This is a genomic window from Halolactibacillus alkaliphilus, from assembly GCF_900115465.1.
In the GTDB taxonomy this organism is placed as follows: domain Bacteria; phylum Bacillota; class Bacilli; order Bacillales; family Amphibacillaceae; genus Halolactibacillus; species Halolactibacillus alkaliphilus.
Window position 1 is genome coordinate 83,456 of sequence record NZ_FOWN01000005.1, and the last position, 12,095, is coordinate 95,550.

Consider the following 12,095-nt stretch of genomic DNA (forward strand, 5'->3'; position numbering starts at 1 on the left):
TCAGGGGTGAATTTATGTTAGAGAGTAAAATGAAATGGATGTTTGATTCATTAGAACCTGTCAATGAATTAGATGCGATTATTGAAGGTTTATTAGAACAACGGGGATTAACTACAGCGCAAGAAAAGCAAGCATTTCTATATCCTCAAGTTGAAGATTTGATAGATCCTGCTCATTTAGCCGATATTGACAAAGCTAAGACGCGGATTTTAAGAGCGATTGATAACAATGAACAGATTATGATACTTGGTGATTACGACGCTGATGGTGTAACATCAACGACACTTATGTTAGAAACACTTAGAGAGCTCGGAGCGATGTGTGATTGTTATATACCGAATCGTTTTACTGAGGGGTATGGACCAAATCCGACAGCAATGAGACAAATTAAGCAAGATGGCTTTGATTTAGTAATTACAGTAGATACGGGAATTGCGGCATTTGAGTCGATTGATGTGGCAAATGAGATTGGTCTTGACGTGATCATTACTGATCACCATGAGGTACAAGAGACACTTCCTGCAGCATATGCTATTATTCATCCTAAAATATCAGAGGATTATTCGTTTAAAGCTCTTGCGGGTGTTGGCGTTGCCTTTAAGTTAAGTCAATACTTGCTAGGCTATTTACCTGAAAAGTTTTTAGATTTAGTGGTAATTGGAACAATCAGTGATCTCGTCCCTTTGGTGGGCGAAAATCGTGTATTAGTGACACTGGGCTTAAAGCAATTACAGCAAACAAAAAGACCGGGACTCGTTGCGTTAAAACACATTGCTGGTATTAAAGATGATGTGGATGAAGAAGATATTGGTTTTGGTATCGGTCCAAGATTGAATGCTGTTGGCCGTCTTGGAAGTGCTATGCCAGCTGTGAAGTTATTGATATCAGAAGACCTAGAAGAAGCGAATCAATTAGCACAGATGATTCATGATATGAATACGGAAAGACAAGAGATTGTCAAAGAGATAGCCAAAGAAGCAATAGCACTCGTTGAAGCGAATCCGGATGAACATCGTCATGTCATAGTCGTAGCAAAAGAAGATTGGAACGAGGGTGTTTTAGGTATTGTTGCTAGTCGGCTTGTAAGGGAATACCAGCGACCCGTTTTATGTCTTGCGATAAAACCTGAACAAGGTATTGCAAAAGGATCGGCAAGAAGCATTGATGCGTATAATTTGTTTGAACACGGCATGTCAGTCAGAGAGTTATTCGTTCATTTTGGAGGTCACGCACAGGCGGCAGGAATGACTGTTGAACTTGGTAAATTACCTTACTTACGTTCGGCATTAAATAAAATTGCTGAAGAGACATTATCCGAAGAAGATTTTAAAGAACATAAACAAATAGATTTAGCCGTCGATGTAAGCCAGTTAACCCTCGAATTAGTAAGTCAGTTGAATCGTTTGGCGCCTTTTGGTATGGCAAACCCTAAACCGCTCTTCTACTTAAAAGGTGTTCCTAAAGATATCCGAAAAATTGGTGCTGATCAAACACACCTGAAATTCAGTCTCGAACAGAATAAATTTCAAGTGAATGTGATTGGTTTTGGTTTCGGTGAAGATTATTTTCATCTCAATCAAAACCAAACAATCGAAGTAATTGGTTATTTATCTATAAATGAATGGAACAATGTGCGTTCTGTTCAATTAATGCTTGAAGATCGAAAAATATCTACCCAACAATTGTTTGATTTTCGGGGGCGGAAATTTTGGTACAAGGATGTACTTCCACATTTAACTGGTGATAGTTCAATCGTGCATTTTACTCAGCCGTTTGAACACAATGGGATTAAAAGTGATCATGTGGTCGATGTTATCAATCAAGCATACCCAGTTCGTAATCTGATTGTGACCGATTTGCCTGAATCGATGAATAGTTTCGTTACATTAGTTAAAACATTAAAACCCGATAATCTTTACTTGTGTTATCAGGCACCGTTAGATTCTATGCAAATGATGCCTTCACGTGATGACTTTAAGTGGTTATATGCGTTTATTTTAAAACAGCAACAGTTTTATCTAGAAAGAGACGCGACACGAGTAGCGGAACATAAAGGCTGGAAACATAATAAAATTAAATTCATGATTGACGTGTTTTCTGAGCTAGAATTTGTTAAAATAACGGATGGGGTTCTCATACCTCATTCAGCGGTAAAAAAACAACCACTTGAAACAGCTGATGTCTATAAAAAACAACAAGTAAAAACTGACATTGAATCGTTGTTATATTATTCAAGTTATCAAGAGTTAATGACGTGGTTACTTACCGCATTAGAGTCGGAAGACTCATTAGAGGAGGAAAAAATACATGGATTATAAAAAACATATTGCCTTAGTAGAAGATTGGCCGAAAGAAGGGGTACAATTTAAAGATATTACTCCGCTTATGGATAATGGCCCCGCTTATAAAAAGGCGGTTGATGAGATTGTTGCGTATGCGAAAGAACGTAACGTTGATATTGTTGTTGGACCAGAAGCGAGAGGGTTTATTGTAGGATGTCCCGTATCATACGCACTCGAAATTGGTTTTGCGCCTGTACGTAAAGAAGGTAAACTACCTCGAGAAGTGATTAAAGTAGATTATGGTTTAGAGTATGGAAAAGATGTGTTAACGATTCATAAAGATGCTATTAAACCTGGTCAACGGGTGTTGATTACGGATGATTTATTAGCGACTGGCGGCACAATAGAAGCTACAATTAAACTTGTAGAAGAACTCGGTGGAATTGTCGTTGGGTGTGCCTTTTTAATTGAACTAGACTATTTAAATGGTCGAGAAAAGTTGGAAGGTTATGATGTTTTAACATTGATGCATTACGAGTAAAATGGACGCGCCTTTTGGCGCGTTTTTTCTGTCATTCAAAGAGTAAAAGTTATTTACTGGTTGCTTAAAGTTTAATTTTATGGAGAATGAGCTTGCTTTTATTGATAATATCGTAGAAGTTATTATAAAATATAAAGAATACATGTTATGATGGAAAGAAATAATTTAATTATTAGCAAGTGCCTAATGAAAATATAAACTCTTGGAACAAGAGGGTTAGCTTGGTCAATTTCGTCAGCTATCAAAATTGGCGATTACCCAAGAAGCCCCCACTTCAAGCAACCCGTAAGGGTGGTAAGTGGTGGGAGTAGTTCACACTCTAAGAATTAAACTTAACTGACAAGGGATTAAGGTGATAAATATGGCCAGGGATTTAGTACTAACTATTGATGAGGTGATTGAAGAAGCCTCACGTTATTTAAATGAAGACGAACTCGCCTTTATACGTCGCGCATATGATTTCGCTGAAGAGGCGCATAAAGAACAATTTAGACAATCAGGTGAACCATATATCATTCACCCTGTGCAAGTCGCTAGTATTATTGTGTCTTTAGGTTTAGATAAAGAAACAATTGCAGCAGGTTTTTTACACGATGTAGTGGAAGATACCCCGATTACATTAGAAGAACTAGCTAAAACATTTGGTGAAGAAGTTGCTATGCTAGTCGATGGCGTGACAAAGCTAGGTAAAATTAAATATAAATCAAAAGAAGCCCAGCAAGCAGAGAACCATCGAAAAATGTTTGTGGCCATGTCAAAAGATATTCGCGTCATTATGATCAAGCTAGCGGATCGTTTGCATAATATGCGGACGCTTAAACATGTACCTGCAGAGAAACAGCGTCGCATTGCAAACGAAACGTTGGAAATCTTTGCGCCACTTGCTCATCGGCTAGGTATTTCAACAATTAAATGGGAGTTAGAAGATGCAAGTTTGCGCTATTTAAATCCACAACAGTATTATCGCATTGTAAATTTAATGAAGCAAAAACGTGAAGAACGAGAGCATTATTTAGATGATGTTATTGGAGAAGTTAAAAAACAGTTAGATGAAGTGAATATTAAGGCGGAGTTTTCAGGCCGACCAAAGCACTTATATAGTATATATCGTAAGATGGTATTGCAAAACAAACAATTCAATGAGATTTATGATTTATTAGCCGTAAGAATCATTGTTGATAGTATTAAAGATTGTTATGCGGTACTGGGCATCATTCATACATGTTGGAAACCAATGCCGGGTCGTTTTAAAGATTACATCGCTATGCCTAAACCGAATCTATATCAGTCACTTCATACGACAGTGATTGGGCCGATGGGGTCACCTTTAGAAGTGCAAATTAGAACGAAAGAAATGCATGAAATTGCCGAATACGGTATTGCTGCTCACTGGGCTTATAAAGAGGGCAAAACTTTAAGCAAAAAAGCAAATTCTGAAGAGAAGTTAGCATGGTTTAGAGAAATTCTGGAATCACAATCAGACACACATGATGCAGAAGAATTTATGGAATCATTAAAAGTAGAATTGTTTGCTGACTTGGTTTATGTCTTTACGCCAAAAGGTGATGTGATAGAATTACCTAAGGGCGCTGTTCCTATTGACTTCGCTTATAAGATTCATACAGAAGTCGGAAACCACACAATAGGCGCGCGTGTTAATGGCAAGATGGAACCTCTCGATTACCAACTAAAAAATGGGGATATCATTGAAATGATGACATCTAAACATTCCTATGGACCATCACGAGATTGGCTAAAGATGACAACAACGTCACAAGCTAAAAATAAAATCAAACAATTCTTTAAAAAACAACAGCGTGAAGAGAATGTTGTGAAAGGCCGAGAATTAGTTGACCGGGAAGTACGCGCTACCGGATATGAGCCTAAAGAAGTTCTAACTCAGGACAATTTACAAAAGGTAGCGGACCGATTTAATTTTATTAGCATTGAGGATATGTATGCGGCGGTAGGTTACCAAGGAATTAATGCCACCCAAATTGCGACCCGCTTAACAGATAAATTCCGTAAAAAAGAAGACAAGCAAGAATTACAAGAAAGTATTGAAAAGGTACAGCAAAAACAAAGAGCGAAGCCAGCAAAGTCAAAAGCGTCAGGTGTTAAGGTTGAAGGTGTAGATAATTTACTTGTTCGTTTAGCAAAATGTTGTAATCCAGTTCCTGGAGACACGATTGTTGGCATAGTTACAAAGGGTCGTGGTATTTCTGTTCATAGAAAAGATTGTCCGAATGTGAGCAGTAAGGAAATGCAGGAGAAAGCATTATCTGTAGAATGGGAAAATCACGAGGGAACCACAAAACAATATCATGTTGATATTGAAATATCAGGTTATGATCGCCGCGGCTTATTAAATGACGTTCTTCATAATATAAATGAGATGGGCACCAACATCATTGCTGTAAGTGGAAAGTCAGATCGTAATAAGATGGTATTAATTCATTTGACGATTCTTATCCATAATGTTCAACATTTACGTAAGGTCGTTGAGAAATTAAAACAAATAAAAGACGTTTACACCGTAGAACGGATTGTACAGTAAAGGAGTTTTAGTTTGAGAGTTATATTACAGCGCAGCAAAAGCGCGCAAGTTATCATTAATGACACTGTGAGTGGAAAAATCGATTTTGGCTTCGTATTGCTCGTCGGTATTACGCATGACGATACGGCATCAGATATTGATTATCTTGTGAACAAAATTCCTCACCTACGTATTTTTGAAGATGAGGATGGAAAAATGAATAATAGTTTAATAGACGTTGGTGGTCAAGTGCTGTCGGTATCGCAATTCACCTTGTATGGAGATACAAAAAAGGGTAGACGGCCTAATTTTATGGCTGCAGCAAAGCCGGACTATGCAGAAGAACTATATCATCAGTTTAATGAAAAGTTAGCAGCAACGGGTGTCCATGTAGAAACAGGAGAGTTTGGAGAAATGATGGATATCTCGTTAATAAATGATGGACCAGTGACATTAATTTTAGATACAGACGAAAGAAAATAATCAACGTAACTGACCCAACGTTATACATCAGTGTATTGAAATAAAGACGCAAGTAATCTATTCAGGTTACTTGCGTCTTTTTTGGTATGTTAATGGAATAAAGAAAGGATCGATTGATACAACGAGGTTAAATAAAAACTGAATTTACAACTTCTTTACATCCGATTAACGATAGCTTCATATCTATTGGTTATGATGAATTTGTGGCAAAGAGATATGTCATAAAAAAAGAGATGCCAATAAGGAGGACGAAAGAAATGCTAAAAATGAAAAAGGTATGGATACTGTTTACACTGATTTTAATGTTGGGGGTACTTGCAGCTTGTGGTAACGACGATGATACTACATCAGAAGAAACAACAGATAATGCTGGAACAGAAACTAACGATACAGCAGAAGAATTATCAGGCAGTGTCGTTATCGACGGCTCAGGTACAGTTTACCCGTTGATGGCACGTATTGCTGAGGAGTATATGTTAACTGAACAAGAAGGTGTGTCAGTAGAAGTTGCGCGATCTGGTACAAGTGCCGGATTTAAAAAGTTTTTAGTAGAAGATGGTACAGACTTTAACGATGCTTCACGCCATATTAAAGAAGAAGAACAACAAATGGCAGATGACTTAGGTATTGAAGTAAAAGAATTAAAGGTTGCACTTGATGGATTAACTTTCGTCATTCACCCAGATAATGATTGGGCAACAGAGTTAACGCAAGAAGATGTAATCAACATTTTCAAAGCAGATAGCGATATTGAAAACTGGTCAGATATTAATCCGGATTTTCCTAGTGAAAAAATCAACACATATGGTCCAAACGAAAACCACGGAACATATGAGTTCTTCTATGAAAATATATTAGAAAAACAAGATTTAAATGCAGATGTTAACTTACAACAAGATTATTCAACGCTTGTAACGCTAGTAGGAGAAGATGAAAATGCCATTGGCTTCTTCGGCTTTGGGTACTATGTAAATAACCAAGATCAATTAGGTGTGGTCAGTGTAGACTTTGGTGAAGGGGCAGTTGAGCCATCGCTAGAGACAATCGCAGAGGATGGCGATTATGCACCGTTTACTCGTCCGGTATTTACTTACTTGAATGTTGATATGGCTAAGGACAAAGCACAAGTTAAAGACTTCGCTATCTATCTAATGGAGAATGTAAACACGTTTGCTGGTGAAACTGGTTTTGCACCATTACCAGTAGCTGAAGTAGAAGCATTGGTAGAGGAATTATCAGGCATTTAATTTAGATTAATGAAGGTCCAATAAGTTGAGCTTTTGCTCAACTTATTGGCTTGATAAAAAAGGTGGGTTTAATGTGGTAGAGAATAAAGCTGAAAGCGCATCTACTGTGCGTGTAAAAAGTATGATTGAAGAGAATCGACAAAAAAAATCTTTGCAAACCATTGGAGAAAAAGCGATGCCTAATCTCCTATTAGGGATAGCGTTGATTTCAATTTTAACGACGATTGGTATTGTATTTGTACTCATTACTGAAACCGTCGAGTTTTTTGATCGTGTATCATTTGTCGAATTTTTTACAGGCACAGTACTTAGGCCGCTCAGTCAAGATCCGAAATTTGGTGTCTTACCATTAGTAAATGGTACGCTTATTTCCTCAGTCATTGCGATGATTGTTGCTGGTCCAATCGGTATGATGACAGCTATTTATTTAAGTGAATATGCGTCAGATAACATGCGGCGTGTATTAAAGCCAGTACTAGAATTACTTGCCGGGATCCCGACGATTGTGTATGGTTTCTTTGCTTTTACATTTGTGACCCCATTTTTGCGACAATTTATCCCGGAAATGAGCGCGACAAACATTTTAGCCCCAGGTTTAGTTATGGGTGTCATGATTATTCCAATGATTGCCTCTCTCTCAGAAGACGCTATGAATAGCGTGCCAAATGCGATGCGAGAAGGTGCCCTAGCTTTAGGTTCGACAAAGCTTGAAGTGACATTTAAAGTGATTATTCCGGCGGCATTTTCAGGTATCGTTGCAGCCTTTGTTTTAGGAATTTCACGTGCTGTAGGTGAGACAATGATTGTGGCTATTGCATCTGGTAGCTCGAAGAACTTCACTTTTGATGTCACGCAATCAATGCAGACGATGACGGCATACGTCGTTGAAGTCGCTGGTGGAGATGCAAGTCCTGGTTCTACGATTTACTATAGCTTGTATGCTGTAGCAATGACGCTATTTGTTTTCACACTTGTGATGAATATTTTAGCGCGGTATATTTCACGTCGATTTAGGGAGGAATACTAATGGCTACACATATGACATCAAAGAAGATTCAAAATCGCATGAAACGTCGGGTAGCTTTAAACAAAGGCATGAGTGGTATCTTCTTACTGGCAACATCCTTTGGTGTATTTATACTTGGTGTGTTATTTTATCAAATACTAACAGAAGGCATTCCTTATATCAATCTGGAGTTCCTAACAGGAAAGCTATCGACAAATCCAGATCGTGCCGGGATAATGGGCGCCATTTTAGGAACGCTCTGGCTTATGGCTGTTGTCATTCCGGTTACGATTATTCTAGGTGTTGGCACCGCCATTTATAACGAGCTTTATGCCAAACAAGGGAAACTGCAATCTATTATTCAAACAAATATCTCAAATCTTTCTGGGGTACCATCGATTGTGTATGGTATTTTGGGGATGACTATTTTTGCTAATATGCTCAACCTCGGTAGTGTTGTATTAGCCGGCGGTTTGACTATGTCATTACTCGTTTTACCGATTGTGATTGTGTCAAGTCAAGAAGCTTTAAGGGCCGTTCCAGGTTATTTGAGTGAAGCATCCATAGGACTGGGTGCGACGAAATGGCAAACGATTAAAAACATTATTTTGCCAGCGGCATTACCTGGTATTTTAACTGGTTCAATATTGGCACTATCACGTGCAATTGGTGAAACAGCCCCGCTTGTAGTTTTAGGTATTCCAGCATTACTCCTACCGTTTCCAGGTGGATTGTTTGATCGGTTTACTGTATTACCGATGCAGATTTACTACTGGACACTTGACGCATCATTAGTCGGAGAGTATCAGTTTTTAGCATCTGCCACTATTATTGTGTTACTTATAATGCTATTTATTTTAAATGGGACAGCCATCGTGATTCGTAATAAATTCCAAAGACGTTATTAGAAGGGGACTTTATGATGAAATTTGTGACAGATATGCAACAGCAACGTGAAAAAGAGAGAAAGAACGCAACAAAAGTATATGATACAAAAGATTTAAATTTATGGTACGGTAATACACACGCTTTAAAAAATGTGAATTTTCCCATATATGAAAAAGAAGTAACGGCAATTATTGGCCCCTCGGGTTGTGGGAAATCAACCTTTTTAAAAACGTTAAATCGTATGGTTGAACTTGTTCCAAGTGTTCATACATCGGGAACTATTGAATACCGTGGGGAAAATATTCTCGATCCGAATTTTATGGTAGAAGATTTACGAACTAAAGTAGGTATGGTATTTCAAAAGCCCAACCCATTTCCAAAGTCAATTTACGATAACATTGCTTATGGTCCAAGAATTCATGGTATTAAAGACCGTAAAATACTTGATGAAATTGTTGAGAATAGCTTACGAGGTGCAGCGATTTGGAATGAAGTTAAAGACCGCTTGAAGGAGAATGCTTACGGTATGTCTGGGGGGCAACAACAACGCCTATGTATTGCACGTGCGCTAGCTATTGAACCCGATGTCATTTTAATGGATGAACCTACCTCTGCACTTGATCCAAAATCAACACTAAAAGTAGAAGAGCTCATCCAAGAATTAAAGAAAGATTTTTCTATTGTCATCGTGACACATAATATGCAACAAGCTGCACGTATTTCTGATCGCACAGCGTTTATGTTAAATGGTGAGTTAATTGAATATGATTATACAGATGATATATTCCAACATCCAAAAGATGAGCGTACAGAGGATTATATTACAGGACGTTTTGGTTAAATTAGAGGAGGCTAAGTTAAATGGTAAGTAGACAACAATTTGAAGATGAGTTACTCCAAGTGAAAAGGCGTGTTATTGCTCTATTAGAGGCAAGTAAAGAACAGCTAAATCGATCAGTTAAGTCGCTTTATAGCTCTGATGTTGCCACGGCTAAACAAGTGATCGAGGATGATAAAGCACTGGATGAGTTAGATTTAGAAATAAATAACATGGCGATTTTATTGATTGCAAAACAGCAACCTGTCGCAACGGATTTGCGCCGGCTTATTGTTGCTATTCGACTAGCAACTGATATAGAACGTATGGCAGATAATGCTAAAAATATTGCACGGTCAACAATTCACCTCGGTAACCAACATAATTTAACCATTGATCCTCGTTTAGAACAAATGACTGAAATAGCTAATGCGATGATTGCTTTAGCCATTGAAGCTTATGATGAAGAAGATATTCATAAAGCAAAACAGCTCTCACAAAAAGATGATGAGATTGATGCGTTATTTGGCCAGGTATTAAAAGACATGCTGTCAAATAAAGCGACACAAAAAAATGAGATTCAATTAATTATGCAAGTCGCTTTTAGTACCCGCTATATTGAACGCTTTGGTGATCATTTAACAAATGTCGCTGAAAATATTATGTATTTAGTAAAAGGTGAGATTCACGACCTCAATAAATAACGAACTATAAATAAACTAACCTCTTCCTAACGTCATAAGTAAGTGGGAAGAGGTTATTAGTTACTTAATATGAGCGGTTTTCGAAATAGTGATAAATTCCATCGGTAATCCCTTTAGCCAATTGTTCATGATAGCCTACGTTTTGTAGCTTCTGTTCCTCTGTTGGATTAGATAAAAAGCCCAGTTCTAATAATAATCCAGGTCGTCTGTTATTTCTTAGTACACTATAATTACCTGATTCAATACCTCGATCGTTAGCGCCGCTTTCATCTAATATTGCTTGATGCACAGTTTCGGCTAATATCTTGAATCCTGGCTCTCTGTAGTATGTGTTTATGCCATTTGCAGTTGGATAACTTGGCTCACTATTATAATGCAAGCTTAAAAACATATCCGCCTTGACGTAATTACTTAGTGTTGTTCTTGAAGATAAGCTATAGTAATAATCATCGTCTCGTGTAAAGACGACGTGTGCGCCGTGCCTAGACAACATGCGCTCAAGCACACGTCCCGTTTGCATAGTCAAATGACTTTCATAATCATTATTAATGCTGATTGCACCAACATCAATACCGCCGTGTCCCGGGTCAACAACGATCGTCTTATCTAAAAGTACCGATTGACCTATAGGTGTAGTTAAAACTAAATCAAGAATATTTTTCTTAATATAACCTGATGTGTCAGCTGTTTCGACTGCATACCAATCACCTTCTTCATTAAGCACGGTAATTAGGGTGTTTTTTTTAAGATGAGCTACTATGTCACTCGATATACTCGCCGATTCTCTTAGGTGAATGCTGTCAAGGGACGTGCGTCGTTGTTCTGGAAAACGTTGTGTGATATCTGTCATTGAGTCTTTAGTCATATCTGTATTCGTGTCAAGAACATTCTCATCTTCTTCAGTAGCCACTATATTACTATCTATTTGCGTGATGTAATCTTCATGTACCCACCCGGTGCTGTCATTGTAAGATATTTGAACCCAGGGAGAATCACTTCCTTCAATTTGAAATGTATCCCCGGTATTCACGTGACCTATCGGTTCATATTGGGTACCAGGCCCACTTCGAACGAGTAAGTCATCTGTTTCAATGCGTATAGTTTGTGCGTGCGTATGTATCGGATAGAAAATGGTCATGATTGTGATTATAATCAATAAAAAAGATGTTAATTTTTGCAGTAGTTTCATTATGTTCGTTGCTGATTGTTAGCAACAGCTCACTCCCTTCGTTTATGTCAATGTCTATATTACGTGAGAGTGTTTAATCAGTCAAAACATTTCAATTTAATTGGCCTATTTTGATGAATTGCTTTATCTTATAATAGTAAGAAATGATGGATCTTTTATATTTACGGTGCTATTGTATTTGTAAAGAGGGTATTGAGAAGTAAAAATATCAAAAACCAGCTTGACATTCCCCTTGTTTATCAGTAATATTATAAACAATTCAAATAATTTGATCGAACATCACCGATGATGAGAACAGTAGTTAAAAAGTGCGAATCAAGAGAGGAGATTGCGAGGCTGAAACAATCTCTATTTAGCATTTTAATGAAGGACATCTCTGAGGTACTATATTGAACTAACAGT

The 12,095-nt window shown here is 37.7% G+C and carries 10 protein-coding genes and 1 other annotated feature (1 of these 11 cut by a window edge); of the genes, 9 read left to right on the plus strand and 1 reads right to left on the minus strand.

The features are described 5' to 3' along the window. Window positions 1–14 precede the first annotated feature (14 nt). The 9 genes from recJ (at window position 15) to phoU (ending at window position 10,504) form a co-directional block, all read left to right on the plus strand. On the plus strand, window positions 15–2,318 hold the full coding sequence (gene recJ / locus BM163_RS03660) for a single-stranded-DNA-specific exonuclease RecJ (RefSeq protein ID WP_089800348.1): 2,304 nt from the start codon (window positions 15–17) through the stop codon (window positions 2,316–2,318). Further along, window positions 2,308–2,823 carry an adenine phosphoribosyltransferase gene (locus BM163_RS03665; RefSeq protein ID WP_089800350.1) on the plus strand — a complete coding sequence of 172 codons (516 nt, stop codon included), beginning with the start codon at window positions 2,308–2,310 and terminating at the stop codon, window positions 2,821–2,823. Before recJ ends, BM163_RS03665 begins: the two co-directional genes overlap by 11 nt. A 361-nt stretch (window positions 2,824–3,184) precedes the next feature. Continuing rightward, window positions 3,185–5,380 (plus strand): RelA/SpoT family protein, encoded by a 2,196-nt coding sequence (locus BM163_RS03670; protein WP_089800352.1) that lies wholly within the window; start codon window positions 3,185–3,187, stop codon window positions 5,378–5,380. A gap of 12 nt (window positions 5,381–5,392) precedes the next feature. Beyond that, a complete protein-coding gene (gene dtd, locus BM163_RS03675) occupies window positions 5,393–5,842 on the plus strand; it encodes a D-aminoacyl-tRNA deacylase (RefSeq protein WP_089800355.1) in 450 nt (149 codons plus the stop codon). Window positions 5,843–6,099: 257 nt separating this feature from the next. Beyond that, window positions 6,100–7,089, plus strand: a complete 990-nt coding sequence (locus BM163_RS03680; RefSeq protein ID WP_089800357.1) for a PstS family phosphate ABC transporter substrate-binding protein — start codon at window positions 6,100–6,102, stop codon at window positions 7,087–7,089. A gap of 121 nt (window positions 7,090–7,210) precedes the next feature. Continuing rightward, window positions 7,211–8,116 (plus strand): phosphate ABC transporter permease subunit PstC, encoded by a 906-nt coding sequence (gene pstC / locus BM163_RS03685; RefSeq protein WP_089800452.1) that lies wholly within the window; start codon window positions 7,211–7,213, stop codon window positions 8,114–8,116. Next, the gene (pstA, locus tag BM163_RS03690; RefSeq protein ID WP_089800359.1) at window positions 8,116–9,003 is read left to right on the plus strand and encodes a phosphate ABC transporter permease PstA; all 888 of its coding nucleotides are present in this window, start codon (window positions 8,116–8,118) and stop codon (window positions 9,001–9,003) included. The genes pstC and pstA overlap by 1 nt, the downstream gene beginning before the upstream one ends. 14 nt (window positions 9,004–9,017) lie before the next feature. Further along, window positions 9,018–9,824, plus strand: coding sequence for a phosphate ABC transporter ATP-binding protein PstB (pstB, locus tag BM163_RS03695; RefSeq protein ID WP_371859477.1), 807 nt, complete (start codon window positions 9,018–9,020; stop codon window positions 9,822–9,824). Window positions 9,825–9,844: 20 nt separating this feature from the next. Beyond that, window positions 9,845–10,504 (plus strand): phosphate signaling complex protein PhoU, encoded by a 660-nt coding sequence (gene phoU / locus BM163_RS03700; RefSeq protein WP_089800363.1) that lies wholly within the window; start codon window positions 9,845–9,847, stop codon window positions 10,502–10,504. Window positions 10,505–10,568: 64 nt separating this feature from the next. Here the strand turns inward: phoU and BM163_RS03705 are convergent, their stop codons facing one another. Then, window positions 10,569–11,693 (minus strand): N-acetylmuramoyl-L-alanine amidase family protein, encoded by a 1,125-nt coding sequence (locus BM163_RS03705; protein WP_089800365.1) that lies wholly within the window; start codon window positions 11,691–11,693, stop codon window positions 10,569–10,571. Window positions 11,694–11,969: 276 nt separating this feature from the next. Continuing rightward, window positions 11,970–12,095 (plus strand) — a binding site (T-box leader); it runs 94 nt beyond the window's last position.